We start from the raw sequence: 21,591 nt of genomic DNA on the forward strand, positions 1-21,591 counted from the left end.
TCCTGTATCATGCCGGGCGGGCGGTCAGGCCGCCGCCGGCTGCGTCGTTCCTGCCCGCATATCGCGCAGCAGGTCCATCAGCATCTCGCGGTTGCGGTCGGACAGCGGCCAGGCGGCGGGCACCCGCGGCGGGCCGCAATCCTCGCCGATCAGCTGCAGCGCGGCCTTGACCACCGAGACGTTGGCGCCGTTGCGCTCTTCCGATCGCAGCGCCTCGAAGCTGGCGATGCCGTCGATCAGCATGCGCGCGGCGGCATAGTCGCCGGTCTCCAGCGCCTGGCTGATCGCGACCGAACGCTCGGGCCAGATGTTGATCAGCCCCGAGGTGAAGCCGCGCGCGCCGACCGCATAGAAGGCCGGTGCCCAGGTTTCGGCCAGGCCGCCGCTCCACACCAGCGACGGGTCGCCGGCCTTGATCGCTTCGGCGAGCCGCAGCGGGGTCGGGCACGCCCATTTGACCCCGACCACGCCCGGGATCGCGCACAGTTCGGCGATCGCGTCGAGGCCGATGCCGTCGTCGCGCAGATAGAGCAGCACCGGCAACCCCTGGGCCTCCTCGGCGATCCGCGAGACATAGGCGACCACCCCGCGCGGGGCGACGAACGGATCGGGCGGCTGATGGATCATCAGCGCCTCGGCGCCCGCCGCGCGCGAGGCGCGGGTGAGGGCGAGCGCGTCGCCGATGCCGCGGCCGACCCCGCCGATCAGCGGTACCCGGCCGCCGACCAGCTCGGCGGCGGCATGGACCATCGCCTCGGCCTCGGCGGTGGTCAGCGCATAGAACTCGCCGGTGTTGCCATTGGCGACGAGCACCGAGACCCCGGCACCGACCGCGCGGTCGACCACCGGCGCCAGCCGCGCGGGCGCGATCCGGTCGTCGGTGTCGAACGGCGTCACCAGGATTCCCGACACGCCGCGCAGTGCGGTCCTAAGCCGATCGTTCGGCTTGCTCGCCATTCGTCTCTCCGTCATTGGGTGGGATCAATCTTGTTAGTTATATTTACAGGTTGACGTGCACTGTCAACCGCGGCCGATCATGCTATTTTCCACCGGCGAGGCGTCGAGGCCGATTTGCTGCAGAAGGACCGTCATTGACCAATCTGATCCTGGTGCCCGAAAAAAAGGAGCGGCTGGGCGACCGGCTCTACGGCCAGATCCTCGAACAGATCGCTTCGGGCACGCTGCGCCCGGGCGACAAGCTGCCGTCCGAAAACGAACTGTGCCGGCTGTTCGCGGTCTCGCGCCCGGTCGTCCGCCAGGCGTTGGTACGGCTGCAGGCCGACGGCCTGGTCGCGACCCGCAAGGGGCTGGGAACGATCGTCCAGGCCAGCCCGCCCGAGGGGCTCACCCGTTTCTCGCAGCCCGGCGACGTCGCGCATATGTTGCGCTGCCTCGAGCTTCGCCTCGCGGTCGAGGGGCAGGCGGCGGCTTGGGCGGCGCTGCGCCACACCGCGCCCGAGCTGCGCCGGATCGCCCGCGCGCTCGAGACTCTCGAGGAACAGATGCGCGAGGGCGGGGTGCTCGCTGCCGCCGACTTCGCCTTCCACCAGTCGATCGCCGCGGCGAGCGGCAACATATTGTTCGAACAGGTGCTGCAGTCGCTCGACGAGGCGATTCGCCGCGGGATGGTGATCGCGCTCGGGCTGACCAGGGAGCGCAGCCCCGAACGCGCCCAGCGCGTGCTCGACGAGCATCGCGCGATCTACGACGCGATCGCGCGGCGCGACGGGCAGGGCGCCGAACTGGCGATGCGCTATCATCTCGACCGCGTCCGGCAGCGCGTGACCGATGGCAAACGCGATCAGTAGAAGTCTGTTGACGTCCTGAACCTGTTAGGTCATTTTACATGTTGCCACGTGTGGTGCATCTGCCTGATCCTGTCCGGATCGGCGGCAAGATGATCGCAACCCGTAGCTGAAACTGCCCCGACAAGCGGTGCCCGCGGGCCATCGCCTGGAGGCGGCGGCCCTGTGCCGCCGGAAGGCGGCACGTCATCAGGTGCGCCGCCGGAAGGCGGCGCGTCATCAGGCGTGCCGTCGATGCGCAGCGCGTAACAAAGCCGGTCGACCAAGCCGGGGGAATGGGGAAGGAAAATTCCATGAAGACGAAATTTGTCGCGACGCTGCTGGCCGGCAGTGCCCTGGTGCCGGTGTTCGGCGCCGCACAGGCGCAGGCCGTGAGCGCCGCAGCCCCCGTGGTGCAGCCGGCGGCCGCTGCCGATCCCGTGCAGGACGATACGGCGGCCGCTGCCGCCACCGATGGCGCCGCCGAGGGCGCGGTCGAGGATATCGTCGTAACCGGCTCGCGCGTCGCCCGCGCCGGCTATTCGGCGCCGACCCCGGTCACCATGCTGCAGACCGAAAGCCTCGCCGCCAAGGCGCCGAGCAACCTGTCCGACGCGCTCAACCAGCTTCCCGTGTTCACCGGTTCGATCAGCAACGGCCAGGACCGCGGCACCAACGCCGGCCGGGTGCGCACCGGCAATTATCTGAATCTGCGCTCGCTGGGCTCGCAACGCGTGCTCGTCCTCCAGGACGGGCTGCGGCTGCCGCCGACCGGCAACGCCGGCGGCACCGACGCCAACATGATCCCCCAGCTGCTGATCGAGCGGGTCGACGTCGTCACCGGCGGCGCCTCGGCGGCCTATGGCTCCGACGCGGTGTCGGGCGTGGTCAATTTCGTGCTCGACAAGAAGTTCACCGGGGTCAAGCTGCTGGCGCAGGCGGGTATTTCCGATCGCGGCGACAGCGGTTCGACCCGCATCGGCGCCGCCTATGGCGAAAGCTTCCTCGACGACCGCCTCCACGTCATCGCCAGCGCCGAACGCTATCATTCGGACGGCATCCGCCTGAAGTCGTCGCGCGCGGGCGTGAACGAAAATTATGCGGTGATCGGATCGGGCACCGCCGCCGATCCGTTCGTCAACGCCTCGAACGTCCGCTTCTCGACGGTCACCGAAGGCGGCTACATCCTCGACGGGCCGCTGCGCGGCCAGCAATTCCTCGCCAACGGCCGGGTCGGCGCCTTCAATGCCGGCACCCCGACCGGACGCGCGGGCCTCGCTTTCGGTGGCGAGGGCGCGGTGTTCCCCGCGTCGAAGAGCACGCTGAGCGCGGCGGCGACCACCGAGCAGTTTCTTGGCCGGATCTCCTATGATTTCGGCGGCGGCATCTCGGCCTATGTCCAGGGCAGCTATAATCATGCGGTCAATTCGGACAGCCCGCAGCCGGTGACGCGCAGCGCCTCGACCACCGGGGTGCGGATCTTCGCCGAAAATGCCTATCTCAACCCCGCCGATCGCGCCCTGCTTGGTTCGACCCCCAGCTTCGGCCTCACCCGCTTCTTCTCCGACTTCCCCTTCTATTCGGCCAAGCAGGAGACCCGCGCGACGATCGTCAACAGCGGCGTGAAGGGCGAGATCGGCAGCAGTGGCTTCAAATGGGACGTCAACTACACCTATGGCCGGACCCGGCTCGACTCCTCGGCGCTCGATCTCGACATGTCGCGCTTCTACGCGGCGGTCGACGCGGTGCGTAACCCGGCGGGCCAGATCGTCTGCCGGATCACGGTCACCAACCCCGGGCTGCAGGACGGCTGCGTTCCGCTCAACATCCTTGGCGCCGGCAATGCCTCGCAGGCGGGGATCGACTATGTGATGGGCGTCAGCAAATGGCGCGCGATCAACAAGATGCACGATGTCGAGGGCAGCATTTCGGGCGAGCCCTTCTCGACCTGGGCCGGGCCGGTGTCGCTGGTGGTCGGCGGTGGCTATCGCCACCAGTCGCTCGACCAGACCAGTAACAGCAATCCCGCGACCCCGCCCAGCTTCACCGGCATTCGCGGGGTGCCGACCAACACCGGCGCCTATTCGTTCACCAATGTCAGCTTCGCCAGCGGCAGCTATTCGATCAAGGAAGCGTTCGGCGAGGTCGTCGTGCCGCTGGCCAAGGATTCGGTGATCGGCGAGTCGCTCGAACTCAACGGCGCCTTCCGCTACACCGATTATTCAACCTCGGGATCGGTGCAGACCTGGAAGCTCGGCGGCACCTACGAACCTGGCGCCGGCCTCAAGGCGCGCGTCACCGTGTCGCGCGATATCCGGGCACCCACCCTGTACGAACTCTATGCGGGGCCGTCGCTGCGGGTGCAGTCCTACTCGGACAAGCTGACCAACCAGCTCGCCCAGTATAACGAGGTCAACCAGGGCAATACCAATCTGAAGCCCGAGATCGGATCGACCCTGACCGCCGGCCTCGTGTTCCAGCCGCGCTTCCTGCCCGGCTTCGCAATCTCGGCCGATTATTACCGGATCAGGATCCGCGACGCGATCGCCAGCCAGTATACCAGCGTCCAGGTGCTCGATCTGTGCGCGCTCAGCAACTATACCAGCCCGATCTGCAGTCAGGTGATCCGTCCGCTCGGGCCGACCAACACCTCGACCGCGAACTTCCCGAGCCAGGTCAACATCTTCCAGGCGAACGTGGCCAGCACCCGGACCGAGGGGCTCGATCTCGAGGCGTCGTACCGCACGCCCCTGTTCGACGGCACCCTGTCGACCCGGCTGCTCGCGACCCGGCTGATCAGCTACACCACCCGCGGCTCCGCCACCGCCGCGGCGGTCGAATATGCCGGCAATGCCGACTTCGCCGACAGCGGCAACCAGCCCTTCCCGATGCCCAAATGGCGCGGCAATCTCGACCTGAGCTATGCGCAGGGCGGGCTGACCGTGAGCGGCCAGGCGCGCTATATCGGCGGCTACAAGCGGTCCGACCTGTTCGTCTACAAGCAGAACCATGTCGGCGCGGTCGCCTATGTCGATCTGAACATCAGCTACGACATCAAGTCGTCCTACGGCACCTTCCAGCTGTTCACGACGATCAACAACCTGTTCGATCGCGGCTACCCGATCACCGCGATCGGGTCGAACCCCGGCCTGGCGGTGTCGACCTTCCGCTCGATCTACGACGTGACCGGCCGCTACATCACCACCGGCGTCCGCCTGCGCTTCTGACGCGTTTTCTCCTAGGCCTTCTCCCGCTTGCGGGAGAAGGTTTGGATGAGGGTCTTCTTCTTCTCCCTCCTCTTCTTGCCCCAAGCAAAAATGGAAGAAGAAGGCCCTCATCCAACCTCTCCCGCGAAAAACGGGAGAGAGGCAAGAAGACGCTGGATCCCTGCTTGAGAGGTCGGGCAAAGCCCCATCGATCGGAGACCGGGCATGACTCTCGCACTGTTGCTGTCCATCGCCGCCGCGGCGTCGGCGCCTGCCGCCGAACCGCGCGATCCCGCGGGACGGCGCTATCTGTCGCAGCCGCTGGTGAGCTCGATCTACACCGCCGATCCGTCGGCGCATGTCTTCGGCGGCCGCATCTACATCTATCCCAGCCACGACATCGCCGGGCCGCCGCTGCCCGATATCGCCCCGTTCACCGGCAGCCAGGGCAACCGCTTCCGGATGCGCGACTATCGCGTGCTCAGCATGGACCGGATCGGCGGCAAGGTGCGCGTCCATCCGGTCGCGCTCGATCTCGCCGATGTCCCCTGGGCTGCACGACAGCTCTGGGCGCCCGATGCCGCGTTCAGGAACGGCATCTATTATCTCTACTTCCCGGCCAAGGACCATGCGGGCGCGTTCCGCATCGGCGTCGCGACCTCGCGGTCGCCGACCGGCCCGTTCAAGGCGCAGCCCCGGCCGATCGCCGGCAGCTTCTCGATCGACCCGGCGCTGTTCGCCGACGATGACGGCCAGGCCTATATGCTTTTCGGCGGACTGTCGGGCGGCCAGCTCCAGAAGGTGGTCGACGGCGTCTATGATCCGAACGGCCCGGCGACCACCACCCGCGGGCCCGACGAGCCGGCCTTCGCGCCGATGATCGCCAGGATGACGCCCGACATGCTCGGCTATGCCGAGCCGCCGCGCCCGGTCAGCATCGTCGATGCCGAGGGCAGACCGCTGCTGACCCGCGACGCCGACCGCACCTTCTTCGAGGCGGCGTGGATGCACAAATATCGCGGCCGATATTATCTGAGCTATTCGACCGGGGCGACGCATTTCATCGCTTATGCGGTCGGCGCCTCGCCCTACGGCCCGTTCGTCTACAAGGGGCATGTCCTCAAACCGGTGCAGGGCTGGACCACCCATCATTCGATCGTCGAGGCCGAGGGCAGATGGTGGCTCTTCTATGCCGACAGCCAGTTGTCGAACGACACCGGCCTGCGCAACGTCAAGATGACCGAGCTTCATCACGACGCGAATGGCGACATCGCCACCATCGATCCGTTCGTCGAATGACGGCGATGCGGGCGGCGGGCTGACCGCGATGGAGCAGGGCAATGCAGAGGGGGCCGTGGCCGAGCATCGCCGGGGCCGGCGCGGTGCGAAGCTGGCGCGGATCGAGGATGTCGCGCGCCATTCGGGCTTCTCGCCGATGACGGTGTCGCGGGTGATCAACGGCTATGCCGGGGTCCGGCCGGCGACGATCGCCGCGGTCCGCCGTTCGATCGAGGCGCTCGATTTCGCACCGAGCGAGGCGGCGCAGCGGCTCGCCGGCGCGCGCGAGGACCGGATCGCGCTGATCTACAGCGGCCCGTCGCAAATCTATCTCAGCGAATTGCTGGTCGGCGCGCTTCACCAGTGCCGCCGGGCGCAGGTCCAGTTCGTCATCGAACAATATGACCGCGGGCCGTCCGGGCAGGATCCGGCAGGGCAGGATCTCGCCGCGAAGGAACTGGTCGCCAAGCTGGTGAAGGGCCGGGTCGAGGGGGTGATCCTGACCGCGGCGCTCGCCGACGCCGGCGCGCTGATCGAACGGCTTGCGGCGACCGGCATCGCGGTGGTCGCGATCACCAATGGCGGCCATGGCCGGCCCTTCGCGTCGGTCGGCATCGACGATCGACGCGCCGCGTTCGAGATGACCCGCCATCTCGTCGATCTCGGCCATGGGCGGATCGGCTTCATCCGCGGCGATCCCGATCACAGCGCGAGCGATCGGCGCTTCGAAGGCTATGCCGAGGCGCTGGCGCAGGCCGGCATCGCCGTCGACCCGGCGCTCGTCACCCAGGGCCGGTTCACCTACCGGTCGGGCCTCGAGGCCGCGCAGCGGCTGATCGACCTGCCGCATCCGCCCTCGGCGATCTTCGCCAGCAACGACGACATGGCCGCCGCCGCAATCGCCTTCGCCCACCAGCGCGGCCTGCGGGTGCCCGACGACATCAGCATATCCGGGTTCGACGACACCCCGATCGCGACGACGATCTGGCCCGAACTGACGACGATCCACCAGCCGCTCGACGCGATGGCGGAAGCCGCGATCGACATGCTCGCCGACATGCTCCGCGCGGGACCCGAGGCTCGCGAAGTGCCGGAGGAACGGCTGCTCGACTATCGGCTGGTGCTGCGCCAGTCGACGGCGGCCCCCGGCGACCGTCGCGGGCAGGGGGCCGAATTCCGGGCGCAACCTAGCCCGGGTGGCGCCTGATCAGCGATTCCTGGCTGAGCGAGGCGACCAGCAGGCCTTCGCGGTCGAGGATCCGACCCTGGGTCAGGCCGCGTGCGCCGATCGCGACCGGGCTGCGCAGCGACACATGGTGCCAGTCGCGCGGGTCCGACGGACGATGGAACCAGAGGCTGTGGTCGAGGCTCGCATTGCGCACAGCGTCCCAGCGCTGGTCGTGGCGCAGCAACGGCGTCGACCCCGTCAGAATGTCGGAGGCATAGGCGATCGCCGCGTCCGCGACGGCCGGATCGTCCCCGATCGCGCCCGGAAAGCGCATCCAGAAGTCGCGCAGCCCGTCGGCACCGCCTTGCCGGCCGCTTGGCACGGTCGCGACGCCTTGCCATCGCGTCACCGCGGCCCGGTCCGCGGGTGGCGTCGGAACGGGCCCGCCTTCCTGATGCTCCACCCCGTCTTCGCGGCCATGGAACGAGGCCGACAGGATCACCAGCAGGCGGCCCTGCTGGCTGGCGCGCACCTGCCGCACCGCGAACGATCTTCCGCTGCGTGTCTCCTCGACGTCATAGTCAATGTCATGGTCGAGCCCGGCCGGCCGCAGGAAATGCGTATGCAGCGCATGGATACGGCGATCGGCGACGGTGGCATAGGCGGCGAGCATCGCCTGGGCGACGAGCTGGCCGCCGAACACCCGCACGCTTCCCGGTTCGCTCGCCGGGCTGCCGGTGAAACGCGCGGGCGCGTTCGATGCCGACCGGCGCACGACCCGCAGCACCTTCGCCAGCCGGTCGGTATCGATCATCGCCGCGTCGGCCATGTTCATTCGGCCTCGCCGACCGCGACGAGCAGCTTGCCGATCGCCGTCCGCCCGGCCAGCGCCGCGATTGCCTCGCCACCGCGGGCGAGCGGCAGATGCCCGCCGATCTCGGGGCGGATCGCGCCCTCGGCCAGCATCGTCCGCAGCGCGGCGATATTGGCGGCATGGCCGGCCGGATCATGCTTGCTGAACGATCCCATGAACACGCCGACGATGTCGCAGGATTTGAGCAGCGCGAGGTTGAGCGGAATCCTGGGAATGCCAGCCGGGAAGCCGACGACGAGCAGCCGTCCGCCGGGATTGAGCGCGCGCAGCGCGGCCTCCGCATAATCGCCGCCGACCGGGTCGAAGACCATTTCGAAGCCCTGCGCGCCGGCCTGGTCCTTGATCAGCTTTGCCAGCGCGCGGCGGCCGTCATCGTCGAACGGGCCCGCGGGATAGACGAAGCTTTCGTCGGCGCCCGCCGCCTCGGCCGCCGCCAGCTTTTCGGGCGACGACGCCGCGGCGACCACCGTCGCGCCCATCGCCTTGCCGAGCTCGACCGCCGCCCGCCCGCAGCCGCCCGAGGCGCCCAGCACCAGCAGCCGTTCGCCGCGCGCCAGGCGGCCGCGATCCTTGAGCCCGTGATAGGCGGTGGCATAGGTCATCACCAGCGTCGCCGCCGCATCGAAATCGGCGACCGGTCCCATCGCATGGAGCGCGGTCGCCGGCGCCAGCGCATATTCGGCGAGCCCGCCATGGCCGATCGCCCCGAACACCCGGTCGCCGATCGCGAAGCCCGCGACATCGGGGCCGACCGCGCTGACGATCCCTGAAATCTCGCTTCCCGGTGCGAACGGGCGCGGCGGCTTCACCTGATAGAGGTCCTGGATCGTCAGGACATCGGGATAGTTGATCGAGCAGCGCACCACCCGCACCTGCACCTGGCCCGGCCCCGGCATGGGGACCGGCAGTTCGCCATATTCGAGGCTGGCGACGGGGCCCGCTGTCCGGCTGATCACGGCTTTCAAAACGCTCTCCTTGGGAAATGATATAAGCGGGCCGGCATGGCCGGAGGCGTGCGCGCGGGCGCGACCGTCGATACCGCCGCTCGGCGCATGGCGACGGTCGAAATGCCCGACCCTTCTTTCCGTTCGACGTTGGACGTCGTCGGGCTCAGCCGTGGATCATCGGTGCATCCTGCTGCTCCATCGCGCGGCCGAGATGCTCGACCAGCAGCTTGGCCGGTGCGGGCAGGGTGCGCCCGGTGGCGGTGATCAGCGAGAAGATCGACAGCGGGATCTTGAAACCGGTCAGCGGTATGAAACGGATCGTGCCGGCCTTCATCTCCTTGACCACGTCGATCCGGGTCAGCATCGCGATGCTGTGATCGTCCTCGATCAGCTGCTTCATCAGCCCGATATTGTTGACCGATATCGAGAATTCTTCCCTGCCGCCGACGGTGCGCGCCCACGCCTGGTTGAAGATCGTGCGCAGCTGGAACGCGTCGGTCGGAATGACCAGCGGATAGTGCGCGCAGTCGAGCAGGGCGATTTCGGTGCGGTCCGCGAGCGGATGGCCGGCCGATACCGCCGCGCCGATCTGATAGAGCAGGGTGCGCTCGACGCGCAGCGCGTGCGAGTTCGGCGCGCTGAACGTCAGCCCGATATCGGCTTCGCCGCTGATCACCATGTCGACGATCGAACTCGACGCCAGCACACGCATCCCGAACGATATTCCCGGATAGAGCGCCTTGAACGACTTGAGGCTGAGCGCGAGAAAGTCGGTGCTGCTCTCGGCCAGCGCGATCGAGACCTCGCCGCGCTTCAACCCCTGGAGATCGTCGATCTGGGCGCGGACATTCTTCAGGTCGCGCTGCCAGCGGCGGACGGCGTCGACCAGCACCTCGCCGGCTGCGGTCAGCCGCAACCCGTGCGGTAGCCGCTCGAACAGCGGGACGCCGAGCTCTTCCTCCATGTTGAGGATCTGCCGGTCGATCGCCGACGGCGCGATATGCAGCCGTTCGGACGCGCGGCGGATCGAGCCGCACCGCGCCACCTCGTCGAAATACCGCGTGAAGCGCGAGAACATGATCACCTCCTCGCGCCCGATCGACTATCGGACGCGAGGACAGGGGTAAGCGCTGCAACGCAGCATCGACAAGCCATCGTTGCACGCGCTCAGAACTTCGCGGTGGCGCCGACGAACGCATAGCGGCCGAGCGGGTCGTACATACCGGCGAAGAAGCTGCCGTTCGAGGTCTGCCCGCCCAGGCTGGCGGTCAGCGGCGGATCGATGTCGAACAGATTGTTGACGCCGGCGCGCAGGGTGAAGCGCTTGTCGATCGTGACGCTCGCCGCGACGTCGATATAGCTGGTGGCCTTGAGCTTGCTGTCGAAGCTCCGATAGGTCGCCGCCAGGAACGGGCTGCTGCTCGACTTGTCGTTGGCGGTCGAGCCGATATAGCGCCATGTCGCCGACAGCGACAGGTCGGACGGCGAGGTCCAGCTCAGCCGTGCGCGGTGGCGCCACTCGGGGATGGGCTGGCCGCAGGTCGATCCGAAATAGCCGGCGCAGTCGTAGGAGCCGAGCCCCGGCAGGCTCTGGACGCGGTATTTCTCGGTATAGGTGCCGGAGAAGGCGAGATCGACATGGCCCGGATCGCCGCCGAAGATGTCGCCGAGCTCCTGGCGATAGTTGACCGAGACGTCGATCCCCGAGGTCGCCAGCGAGCCGGTGTTGAGGCTGGTGCTCGAAACATAGACGCCGGGCGCCTGCAGCAGCGATCCCGAGGCCGGATCGCGGTGGATCAGTCCGCAGAAATAGGCGTCGCCGGTCGCGATGCACTGCGCGAGCGACAGGTTGATCGGGATCGTCCCGATCAGGTCCTTCACCTTGATGTCGTAATAGTCGACCGAGATCGACAGCCGCGGCAGCATCGCCGGGGTCAGCTGCAGCCCGACCGACCGTGTCTGCGACGACTCGGGCTTGAGGTTGGGGTTGCCGCCGATCAGCGTGCCCAGCGCCTGCCCGTTGGTCGGGGGCAGCGTCCCATATTGCGCGGCGGTCAGGCCGGTGCGCTGGCACGCCGCGAGCGTGTTGACCGGGGTGGCGCCTTCGCAGGGATCGAGCGTGGTGAAGATCGACTGGCGCTGCGGCGCGAACAGCTCGACCAGGTTGGGCGCGCGCACCGCGCGCTGATAGCCGCCGCGCAGCCGCAGCCCCGCCACCGGGGACCATTCGCCGCCGAGCTTGAACGAGGTGTTTCCGCCCGAATTGGTATAGTCCGAATAGCGCACGCCGCCTTCGAACGCGAGCGTGCGCAGGAAAGGACGGTTCTCGACCAGCGGCACGCGGATCTCGCCGAATATCTCCTTGACGTCGTAACGGCCCGAGATCGGCACCTTGCGGCCGGCCGCCGACAGATTGCCCGACTGCCAGGTCGCGTCGGGCGAGAGGCCGAGCGCCTCCTCGCGATATTCGACCCCGAACGCCACGCCGACATTCGATGCCGCGAACGGGCTGGCGAAGCCGAGATCGCCGCTGACCGAGGCGCTGCCGACGATCTCGCGGGTGAAGCCGGTCTCGTCGGCGGGAACCTGGATATAGGCCAGCGCCGCCGGGGTGACGCCGCCGATCGCGAAGATGTTGAACGGCACGCAGGCCGGGTCGGTGCCGTTCAGCGCCGATTTGCAGACCGGCTGGCCATTGGCGCCGGTGACCACCTGCAGCGCGTTGCGGATGCGCGCGAGCGAATAGTCGTTGATATAATGCGAGCGATAGTCGGTGCGGCCATATTGGCCATAGACGTCATAGGTCCAGTTGGAGGCGATCGCGCCGCGCGCGCCGATCACCCCGCGATAGGCGCGATGCCGGACATAGTCGTAGCGCGAACCGCCCTCGACATTGCGCTGCCCCAACCCGACATTGGCGTTGGCGCCCCCGGTCAGCCCGGCTGCGGTGCAGATCAGGTTGCGTTCCTGCGCCGACATCAGCGGATTGTCGCAGTTGATCGGGAACACGGTCGAGAAGGTCGCGGTCGGCGAGATGCGGATATCGGCCTCGTCGTTCATGAACATGAACTGCCCATAGGCCTCGGCCGCGTCGCTGAACTTGTAATGGGCCATGACGCCCGCGTTGATCCGCTCGTCGGGCGCCTGCAGGTCGTAGGTCGGGCCGATATTGTAACCGTCCGCGGTCTGGTAGGTCCGCAGCGTGTTTCCGGTCGCGCCGTCGACGATATAGTTGCCGCGGCCGATCCCGGCCTGGGTGCGCAGCTGGAACTGGGCCGGGCTGGTCGATCCCGACAGCGCGCAGCTATAGGCGGATACCCCGGCGGTGAGGCCGCAGATCGTATAGTCGCGGGCCGAGGTGCCGACGCCGCGGATCGACCGATAGCTGCCATAGACCGTCACATTGCCGCGGCCGTCGTCGAAATTATGGCCCAGCGTCAGCGACAGGCTGGTCTGGCCGCCATCGGCGGTCGATCCGGTCGGCGACGGCGATCGCGCGGCGGCGGCGACGCTGCTGATCGGATTGTCGTTCTCGTGCACGAACAGCCCCGACTGGGCATCGAGCTGCACGCCCTCGAAGTCGCGCTTGAGGATGAAGTTGACGACGCCCGCGATCGCATCCGATCCGTAGACCGCCGATGCGCCGCCGGTGACGACGTCGATCCGCTGGACCAGGGTCGCCGGCACATTGTTGATGTCGGGGGCCTGCGCCGAGACCCGGTCGGGGTCGCCCGGCATCAGCCGGCGGCCGTCGATCAGCACCAGCGTGCGCTGGTTGCCGAGATTGCGCAGGTTGATCGTCGCCGTGCCGCTCGCCCCGGTGCCGCCGCCGCGGTTGCTGCCGCCCTGGTCGGCAAAGGCCTGGGGCAGGGTGTTGATCAGCTCTTCGACCCGGGTCGATCCGCGCAGCGTCAGATCCTCGCCCGAGACCGTGTTGATCGGGCTGATGCTGCTGTTGTCGGGATTGCGGATGCGCGAGCCGGTCACGACGATGTCGCTGGCATCGGCCGACGCCCTGCCCGAAGCGATCTCAGAATCCGCTGCCGGAATCGCGGCCTGCTGCGCGGCGGCCGGGACTGCGCCGAGCGCGCAGAGGGCGGCGACGATCGCCGACCCGGTCTTGAGCAGCGCCGGATATCCGTCGTGTCGGCTAGCCGATCCGGTATCGATTGCGACGTCGTTGATGATGTTGTTATGTTCGATGGACACAGTTTTTCCCCCTTAGAAGCAAGATGAACTCCGCTCCCGCAATCTATTTTGGTAATATTTGAAACAAGAGTGGCTGTGTTCCAGCGCTGTTTATGGTTCGTGCCGTACTGATTTTTCGAACGAGGTGGCGATCATGCGGTGACGGCCTCTCCTCCCTGGTGGGCATGATTGAAGATCGCCCGGATATCTTCGACGCAGCGGGCGAAATCCGGCGACACCAGCAGCGCCGAATCGCGCGGGCGGGCGAAGGGGATGTCGATCACCGCGGAGACCTTGCCGGGCCGGCTCGTCATCACCACCACCCGGTCGCCGAGGAACACCGCCTCACTGATCCCATGGGTGATGAACAACACCGTCTTGCGCTGCTCGAGCCAGATCCGCTGCAGTTCGTGGTTCATCGTCTCGCGGGTCATCGCGTCGAGCGCCGCGAACGGCTCGTCCATCAGCAGCACCGCCGGATCGTGGACCAGCGCCCTCGCCAGCGCGACGCGTTGCTGCATGCCCCCCGACAGCTCGGCCGGCAGGCGCTTCTCGAACCCCGCGAGCCCGACCATGGCGATCAGCTGATGCGCGCGATCGAGATAGTCGCGACGCCGGCGCCCCTGCACCGTCACCGGCACCAGGACATTGTCGAGCACGCCGAGCCACGGCAGCAGCAGCGGCTGCTGGAACACCACGCCGATGTCGGGCCGCGGCCGCGCGACCGCCTCGTCGGAGACGCGCACGGTGCCCCAGCTCGGCGTCAGCAACCCCGCGACCATCCGCATCAAGGTGGTCTTGCCGCAGCCGCTGGGCCCGAGCACCGAGACGAACGATCCGGCGGCGATGTCGAGATCGACGGTGTCGAGCGCCAGCAGCGGCTCGCCCGCGCTGCCGACATATTCCTTGCCGACTCCCTGGAAGGAGATGCCCTTGGACGCTTCGCTCATTTGGTGGCCCCTTGGGTTGGTGGCGACGACGGCGTCCAGGACCGGGCCGCAGCGACGATCGCCGCATGATCGAACCGGTCGTACTCCGGAACGAAACGGTTGGTGAAATAGGCGTCGACCGCAACCGGCTGCCTGATCTGGCCGTATTGCAGCAGCCCGGCCTGGATCCGCTGGAACACCGCCGGGTCATGGCTGCCCCAGGCGAAGTCCGCGGGAAGGCTCGTCTGGAGGTCGACCATCTGGGCTTTCAGGATCGCAAGATCGTTGCGGAACGCCGCCGGGTCGTTGCGGTCCTTCGGCGCGCGATCGGGATATTGGTCCCAGAAGATGCGGACAGCCGCCTCCGGGTTGGTCTTGAGGAACAGCGTCGCCTTGGCGGTGGCGCGCCCGATCGCGGCGATCACCTGCGGATGGGCGGCAACATAGTCGTCGCGCGCATAGAGGTTGAAGCTGTAGCGGTTGAACTCGTCCTCGGGACGCGGCAGCAGGCGGAAGCGATAGCCGGCGATCAGCGCCCGGGCGAGCCCGGCGCCATGGGTCGCGGTGGCATCGACGTCGCCGCGCTGCAGCGCCTCATAGGCCGGGGTACCATAGCCGGTGGCGATCAGCTTGACCTGGCTTTCGTCGATGCCCGCGGCGGTCAGGCTGCGGCGCATCGCGAAATAGCCGCCGCTGCCATAGTCGGGCGTGCCGATGCGCCGCCCGCGCAGATCGGCCAGCGTGCGGATCGCGCTGTCCTCGCGCACCACCATGCCACCGCCGCTGACCCGCGACGCGGTGTAGACCGAGACCAGCGGCGCGCCGGTCGTCGCGCGCTGGACCATCACCGATTCCGGCACCGCGACGCCGATATCGGCGCGGCCGGACAGCAGCAGCTGGATCACCGCCGAGGTCGACTGGCCCGGCACCACCTCGACGTCGAGGCCCTCGTCGCGAAAATAGCCGAGCGCGCCGGGCAGGGTGGCGAAGGGATAGCCGACATTCATGTCGGCGGTCGCGATCGCATAGGTGACATGGGTGCGATGCGCGGCCGTGCCGGTCGCCGCCTCGTCGCGAGGCCACAGCAGGACCGCGGCGAGGACCGACACCGCCAGCATCGCGAGCAGGCCATAGAGGGAACGGGGCGGCATCAGGCGGTTCCTCGCACGCGGTTCATATCGCCACCCCGTCGTTGCGGCGCTTGCCCCAGAAGATGATATAATTGCCGCAGGCGCGGATGATCGCGTGGAGCACGAAGCCGACGATCGACAGCAGGATCAGCGCGGCGAACTCGGCCGCCATCTCCAGGTTGGTGTTGAGCTGGAGGATGCGGTGGCCCAGGCCCGCGGTCGATCCGAGATATTCGGCGACCACCGCCGAGAGCAGCGAGAACACGATCGCGAGTTCGAGCCCGGCGAACAGCGACGGCAGCGCGCTCGGCAGCTTGACCGCGGCGAACACCTTCCAGCGCTTGCCGCAAAAGGCGCGCATCATGTCGAGCTGGTCGGGATCGATCCGCGACAGGCCCGAGAGCATGTTGACGAACACCGGGAAGAAGGACGCGAGCACGACCTGGGCGATCTTCGACTGGATGCCGAAGCCGAACCAGATCAGGAACATCGGCGCCAGCGCGGTCTTCGGCATCGACTGGAAGGCGATCACATAGGGGTAGAGGATGGTGCGGACGATCCGGAACTCGGATGTCAGCAGCGCGATCGCCATCCCGATGATGCTGCCGGCGACGAAGCCGACGATGATCTCGGCCATCGTCACCCTCAGGTCGCCGATGAAGGTGCCGTCGATCAGATTCTGCCAGAAGGCGTTCCAGACCGCGACCGGGGCGGGAAAGATCGACGGCGAGACATGATGGGCGGTGACATACCAGTGCCAGAACAGCACCAGCAGCACCGCACTCGCCAGCCACAGCGCCTGGTCGCCGATGCGGCGCGCCAGCAGCCGGCGGCCGCGATGCTGCCGCCGCGCGGCGGTATCGCGCCGGTCGGGGGGCGGCAGCGGCGTCATGTCCATCACGCGAAGGCGCCGATGTCGCTGAACTGGCTTTTCTGCCAGCGCAGCGCCGCGCTCAGCCCCTCGGCCTTGGTGCGGCGGGTGAACTCGTCCTCCTCGCGCTCGGGCCGCCCCGACGCGCTGGCGATCGTCGACCGTTCCATGAACAGCGCGAGCCGCTCCTGGCCGAAGAAATCGTAGAATTCATGGTTGATCCGCTTGTTGCGGGTCAGCGTTTCGGGCGGAAACAGTTGCATGTGCCGCGTGATCCGGTCGACGCGGTCGTCGAGCTCGTCGGGCGCGAACACCTCGTTGATCAGCCCCAGCGCCTCGGCGCGGCGCGCCGACAGGGTGCGGCCGGTGAGCAGCAGTTCGTTGAACACCCGGATCGGCAGCGCCCAGCACAGGATCGGCGACATCGTCCCGCCGCCGAACTTGACTTCGGGCTCGCCGAACATCGCGTCGTCGCTCGCATAGCAGAGATCGCACATCAGGCTGAGCGCGAAGCCGCCGCCGACGCAGGCGCCGCGCACCTTGGCGATCACCGGCTGCGGCAGCGTCCACATCCGCCGCAGGGTCCGGAACGCCAGCCGGAAATGCTCGCGCCACCAGGCCGCGTCGCGCTCGGGTATGTCGGGGGTGAAGCCGAGATCATAGCCAGCGCTGAACGCGCGGCCCTCGCCGGTCAGCACCACGATCTTGATGCTGTCGTCGACCGCGATCTCGTCGAGCACCGCATGGATTTCGCGGTTGATCGTGTCGGTGAGCGCGTTGAGCCGCTCGGGCCGGCGCAGGGTGATCGTGGCGACGCCATCGCCGCGCTCATAGCCGATCTGGGTAAGCTCGATGGTCATGCGGGGTCCTTCAGGATGAGGCGGGCATCGGCGATGCAGCCGCCCGGATGGCCGGCGTTGATGATCACCGGGTTGAGGTCGAGGATGTCGAGCCGGGGGCCGAGCGCGGCGGCGAAGTCGCCGACCCTGACCATCAGCTCCGCCAGCCGGTCGAGATCGGCGACGGGGCCGCCCCGGAACCCGCCGAGCAGCGGCAGCGCGCCGCTGCGCACGATCGCGTCGCGCGCCAGCTCCGGCGTGAACGGCGCGATCAGCATCGCGGTGCGCCCGAGCAGCTCGACCATCCGCCCGCCCGGCCCGCACAGCAGGATCGCGCCGAACGCCTCGTCATATTTGGCGCCGATGTAGAATTCGACGCCGCCGCCCAGCATCTCGGCGATGAACACCGCCTCGCCGGGTTCGTCGCCGACCGGCGGATCGAGCACGGCGACGATATCGCCGTAGCGCCTGGCCGCGTCGACGGGGGCGACGCCGAGCGCGACCCCGCCGATATCGCTCTTGTGGATCACCCTGGCGGTATCGATCTTCATGACGATGCCGCCGCCGAGCGCCGTCGCGGCGGCCTGCGCCTCCTCGGCGGAGCGCGCCGCCATCGAACGGGTGACGGCAAGCCCCTGTGCCGCCAGCAGCGGGAACAGGGCGGTCTGCGGTACCAGCCCGCCGGGAAAGACCGGGCCTCGATAATCGATCGGGGCGGGGACGGTCGCGCTCAGTCCGCGCGGCCGCGCCGGGTCGCGATGGCGCGCGAGATGGCCGATCGCACGCAGCGTCTCGCGGGCGCCCTGGGTCGCGGCGATCCCCGCCTCGCGCACTTCGGTCAGCGTCTCCTCGCTCGGCGGCTCGCTGCGCGCCGAGAACACCATCACCGGCTTGCCCAAGGTCGATGCCTCGGCGGCGGCGGCGGCGAGCATCTCGCGCGGATGGTCGGCGCGGCCGAAGCTCGCCATCACCGCGACCATGTCGACTTCGTCGTCGCGGGCGATCGCGCGGATACAGGCGCGCATCCGGTCGTGATAGCTGCCGGGATTACGGAAGCCGGTACCGACATCGACCGGATTGCGGACCCCGACATCGTCGGGCAGCACCAGCACGTCCTGCAGTGCGCGGATCGTGCCTTCGCCGAGCGCGGGCAGGGCGACGCCCTGCTCGACGCACTGGTCGGTGATCGCGCCGAGTTCGCCGCCCGAGGTCGACAGGATGGCGAGCTGCATCCGCTTCGGCGGCGCCTTGAGCGCGGTGACGAGCTCGACGGTCTGGACGAGCTCGTCGAAATCTTCGACCAGCATGATCCCGGCCTGGCGGAACGCCTGGCGATTGACCTCGCCCGACCCGGCCAGCGCGCCGGTATGGCCGCGCGACACCTCGGCGCCATGGTCGGTGAGGCCGACCTTCATGACGATGATCGGTTTGCCGGCGGCATGGGCGCGGTCGGCGAGCGCGAACAGGTCGCGCGGCCGGCGCAGCGCCTCGATGAAGGCGGTGATCACCCGCGTCCCCGGATCGTCGATCGCGAAGGAGATCAGGTCCTCGGTGGTCGTCACCGCCTCGTTGCCGGTCGACGCCAGGAACGACAGGCCGTGGCGGAAGCCGGCGGCGAGCAGGATGCCCGCGACCGACCCGCTCTGGCTGATCGCCGCGACCGGTCCCGGCTTCCAGCCGGGTGACGCGCGGAAGCTCGAGGCCGAGACGCGGTTGGCGTAGCTCAATATGCCGAGGCAGTTCGGACCCATCGCGGGCACGCCTGCGGCGGCGCACAAGCGCTGCAGTTCGCGCTCGCGCGCCGCGCCTTCCTCGCCGCGCTCGCCGAAACCGCCCGAATGGATCACCAGCGCCTTGGCGCCATGCGCGATCGCATCGCGGACCGCGTCGAGCACCTTTTCGTCCGGCAGCGCGATGATCACCAGTTCGGCCGGCTCGGGCAGGTCGGCCAGGCTGCGCCAGCAGCGCTCGCCGAACACCTCGTCGCGGGTCGGATTGACCGGCAGGATGCGCCCGGCATAGCCGAGATCGCGATTGGCCTTGAGGAAGGTGGCGGTGAAGCCGACCGCACTGACCCGCCCGCTGGCGCCGACCAGCGCGATGCTGCGCGGATTGGTGAAGGCCTGCCAGCCTTCGGCGGTCAACGCCGGGATCGTCGGCTGGAGCGATGCGATGCTCATGCGTCGACCTCCGCCGTCGCGCGGGCATGGGCCGCGTCGAGATCGGCGAGATAGCCCCGGCGCAGCTCGTCGGGGATGAAGGCCGCCACGAGCGAATTGCGCGCGATACGGAACTGTTCGTCGAGGCTGAGGTCGAGCGCGTCGACGACCGCGCGGTAGTTGGCGTTGATGCCGCCGCCGAAAAAGGGCGGATCGTCCGAATTGATCGTCACGCACAGCCCGGCGCGCAGCATCTCGGCGATGACATGGTCTTCCATGCGATCGAAGACGCGCAGCGCGACGTTGGACAGCGGGCACACGGTCAGCGGGATCTGACGGTCGGCGAGCCGGGCGACCAGGGCCGGGTCCTCCCAGGCGCGGACGCCATGGTCGATGCGGTCGACCCCGAGCAGGTCGACCGTGTCGGCGACATAGGCGGGCGGCCCTTCCTCGCCGGCATGCGCCACCGTCTTCCAGCCCCAGTCGCGCACGCGATCGAACGCGCCACGATAGGGTGCGGGCGGGTGGGGCAGCTCGAGGCCCGCGAGCCCGAGCGCGCAGAACCGGTCGCGCCACGGCGCGATCCGGTCGAGCAGGTCCATCGCCGCCTGCGGGCCGCGCTGGCGCTGCAATCCCAGGATCGCGCCCGCGCTCATCCCGAAATCGCGCGTCGCCTCGTCGAGGCCGGCGAATACCCCTTCGAGCACCGTCTCGAGGGCGATGCCGCGGGCGAGGTGATTGTGCGGCGCCACCGCGATTTCGGCATGGACGACATGGTCGTCATGCGCCGAGCGCATATAGGCATAGGTGATGTCGCGATAATCCTGCGCGGTCTGCAGCAGGCTGACGCCGAGCTGATAGGCGGCGCCGAAGCTGGCGAGGTCGGTGAAGCGGAAGGTCTCGGCCAGGGCCGCGGGGGAGGCATGCGGAAGGGCGATCCCGTTGCGCTCGGCGAGCACGAACATCGTCTCGGGTTCGATCGATCCCTCGATATGCAGATGGAGCTCGGCCTTCGGGGCGTGCTCGATGGCCAGGGCGGGCGTTGGCTGCAGCGACGGCATCATGTTCATGCCTTCGCCCCACGCAACGGCATTTCGACCCGCACGACGCCGGCATTGGTGCGGAAGCCCAGTTCGCTGTGGCACTCGACCGCGATCTCGACGATGCCGCGCCCGTCGACGATCGCCTTGCCGGTCACCGTGCCGCGCATCGCCAGGCCGTAGCCGACCAGCACCCAGTCTTCGTTGCGCTGGTTGATATGGGTGACGAACGCATCGGGCCCCGCCCAGCGCAGCACCAGCGACCCGAACCACTGGATCCGCAGCACCCCGGGCGCGAAGGCGTCGGGAATATGTCCGGTGCGGCCGATGCGGTCATAGCCGCAGCCGGCGGTCGCGGCGTTGAACAGCGCGATATCGGCGACCTTGAGCGGCGGCAGCGTCCATTCGGGCAGCCGCTCGCCGATCGCGACATCGTCGAAGAAGCGCGGTGTGTCGTAGCGCCGCTCGGGCACCACGAAGGTGCCGGGCAGCCGCGGTCCGGTAGCGGTGTTGCGGGTGTGTTGGCCTGTGGGCATCGGCGGGTAATGGCCCGCCAGCTCGCCGCCGGTCGCCGCCTTCTGGTTGTTGAAGCGGAAGCTGAACGAACTCAGCTGCGCGACGCATTCGCCGCGCTGGTTGGTATAGCGCATCGTCTCGTTGACGAGGACGGCGGCACCGAGCTTGCGCGACGTCTTGATGACCGCATCGGCGACCTTGCCGTGCGACAGGATCGTGTCGCCCGGCCGGACCGGCCGATAGAAATCCCATTGCTCGGTGGCGTTGTCGGCGCTGCCGAGCTCCTTGCCGTCGGCATCGACGATCCCCTCGAGTCTCGACAGCCAGGCCGGCGAACCATGCGCGTAGAGATAGCCCGGCGGGGCGATCGGCCCGCCCCAGCGCGTCGTCCGCGCATATTCGGGGTCGAGATACAGCGCGTTGGGATCGGGCACGGCGTAGGCGAAATTGCGGATGCCGTCGCGCGTCACGTCGTAGAGATATTGCTCGGGCTGGGGATAGTCCTGGCCGATATGGTCGCGGAAACGATCGATGTTCACGGAGCTGGGGGGCACGAATTCACTTTCTGGCGGGCGATCATGGCGATCGCGACATCCCGATAAGATCATCGTCGCGTGGTGCATTCCATATCAGATTATGCACCCTGCTGTACTGAAAATCAG

At 68.1% G+C, this 21,591-nt stretch carries 16 protein-coding genes; 4 read left to right on the forward strand and 12 right to left on the reverse strand.

The window, feature by feature from the left end; genetic code table 11:
- Positions 1-24: 24 nt before the first annotated feature.
- Complete coding sequence (locus AC1RM6_RS01625; RefSeq protein WP_493097842.1) at positions 25-957, reverse strand: dihydrodipicolinate synthase family protein; 933 nt, start codon at positions 955-957, stop codon at positions 25-27.
- A gap of 134 nt (positions 958-1,091) precedes the next feature.
- Between AC1RM6_RS01625 and AC1RM6_RS01630 the strand changes: the two genes are divergently transcribed.
- From AC1RM6_RS01630 to AC1RM6_RS01645, 4 genes are all read left to right on the forward strand, one after another.
- Positions 1,092-1,808 carry a FadR/GntR family transcriptional regulator gene (locus AC1RM6_RS01630; RefSeq protein WP_493097843.1) on the forward strand — a complete coding sequence of 239 codons (717 nt, stop codon included), beginning with the start codon at positions 1,092-1,094 and terminating at the stop codon, positions 1,806-1,808.
- Between the two features lie 290 nt (positions 1,809-2,098).
- The gene (locus AC1RM6_RS01635; protein WP_493097844.1) at positions 2,099-5,011 is read left to right on the forward strand and encodes a TonB-dependent receptor domain-containing protein; all 2,913 of its coding nucleotides are present in this window, start codon (positions 2,099-2,101) and stop codon (positions 5,009-5,011) included.
- Positions 5,012-5,215: 204 nt separating this feature from the next.
- Positions 5,216-6,289 (forward strand): glycoside hydrolase family 43 protein, encoded by a 1,074-nt coding sequence (locus AC1RM6_RS01640; RefSeq protein WP_493097845.1) that lies wholly within the window; start codon positions 5,216-5,218, stop codon positions 6,287-6,289.
- Positions 6,290-6,317: 28 nt separating this feature from the next.
- Positions 6,318-7,475: a LacI family DNA-binding transcriptional regulator gene (locus tag AC1RM6_RS01645; RefSeq protein ID WP_493099500.1), complete on the forward strand. Its 1,158-nt coding sequence runs from the start codon at positions 6,318-6,320 to the stop codon at positions 7,473-7,475.
- Here the strand turns inward: AC1RM6_RS01645 and AC1RM6_RS01650 are convergent.
- The 11 genes from AC1RM6_RS01650 to AC1RM6_RS01700 all read right to left on the reverse strand — a co-directional run bounded on the left by AC1RM6_RS01650 (position 7,456) and on the right by AC1RM6_RS01700 (position 21,483).
- Positions 7,456-8,271 carry an acyl-CoA thioesterase gene (locus AC1RM6_RS01650; RefSeq protein WP_493097846.1) on the reverse strand — a complete coding sequence of 272 codons (816 nt, stop codon included), beginning with the start codon at positions 8,269-8,271 and terminating at the stop codon, positions 7,456-7,458. The genes AC1RM6_RS01645 and AC1RM6_RS01650 overlap by 20 nt on opposite strands.
- Positions 8,268-9,266: an NADPH:quinone oxidoreductase family protein gene (locus AC1RM6_RS01655; protein ID WP_493099502.1), complete on the reverse strand. Its 999-nt coding sequence runs from the start codon at positions 9,264-9,266 to the stop codon at positions 8,268-8,270. The genes AC1RM6_RS01650 and AC1RM6_RS01655 overlap by 4 nt, the downstream gene beginning before the upstream one ends.
- Positions 9,267-9,420: 154 nt before the next feature.
- Entirely contained in the window at positions 9,421-10,335 is a 915-nt protein-coding gene (locus tag AC1RM6_RS01660) for a LysR family transcriptional regulator (protein WP_493097847.1), read from the reverse strand.
- A gap of 89 nt (positions 10,336-10,424) precedes the next feature.
- A complete protein-coding gene (locus AC1RM6_RS01665) occupies positions 10,425-13,466 on the reverse strand; it encodes a TonB-dependent receptor plug domain-containing protein (RefSeq protein ID WP_493097848.1) in 3,042 nt (1,013 codons plus the stop codon).
- A 131-nt stretch (positions 13,467-13,597) separates the two neighbouring features.
- Positions 13,598-14,395: an ABC transporter ATP-binding protein gene (locus AC1RM6_RS01670; protein ID WP_493097849.1), complete on the reverse strand. Its 798-nt coding sequence runs from the start codon at positions 14,393-14,395 to the stop codon at positions 13,598-13,600.
- Positions 14,392-15,525, reverse strand: a complete 1,134-nt coding sequence (locus AC1RM6_RS01675) for an ABC transporter substrate-binding protein (protein ID WP_493097850.1) — start codon at positions 15,523-15,525, stop codon at positions 14,392-14,394. Before AC1RM6_RS01675 ends, AC1RM6_RS01670 begins: the two co-directional genes overlap by 4 nt.
- 22 nt (positions 15,526-15,547) lie before the next feature.
- Positions 15,548-16,402: an ABC transporter permease gene (locus AC1RM6_RS01680; protein WP_493099504.1), complete on the reverse strand. Its 855-nt coding sequence runs from the start codon at positions 16,400-16,402 to the stop codon at positions 15,548-15,550.
- Complete coding sequence (locus tag AC1RM6_RS01685; RefSeq protein ID WP_493097851.1) at positions 16,402-17,235, reverse strand: enoyl-CoA hydratase/isomerase family protein; 834 nt, start codon at positions 17,233-17,235, stop codon at positions 16,402-16,404. The genes AC1RM6_RS01680 and AC1RM6_RS01685 overlap by 1 nt, the downstream gene beginning before the upstream one ends.
- Positions 17,232-19,394 carry an acetate--CoA ligase family protein gene (locus tag AC1RM6_RS01690; protein WP_493097852.1) on the reverse strand — a complete coding sequence of 721 codons (2,163 nt, stop codon included), beginning with the start codon at positions 19,392-19,394 and terminating at the stop codon, positions 17,232-17,234. The genes AC1RM6_RS01685 and AC1RM6_RS01690 overlap by 4 nt, the downstream gene beginning before the upstream one ends.
- Entirely contained in the window at positions 19,391-20,443 is a 1,053-nt protein-coding gene (add, locus tag AC1RM6_RS01695) for an adenosine deaminase (RefSeq protein ID WP_493097853.1), read from the reverse strand. Before add ends, AC1RM6_RS01690 begins: the two co-directional genes overlap by 4 nt.
- Positions 20,440-21,483 (reverse strand): FAS1-like dehydratase domain-containing protein, encoded by a 1,044-nt coding sequence (locus AC1RM6_RS01700; RefSeq protein WP_493097854.1) that lies wholly within the window; start codon positions 21,481-21,483, stop codon positions 20,440-20,442. Before AC1RM6_RS01700 ends, add begins: the two co-directional genes overlap by 4 nt.
- Between the last annotated feature and the right edge of the window lie 108 nt (positions 21,484-21,591).

Source organism: Rhizorhabdus sp. GW822-FHT03C02 (assembly GCF_058801765.1).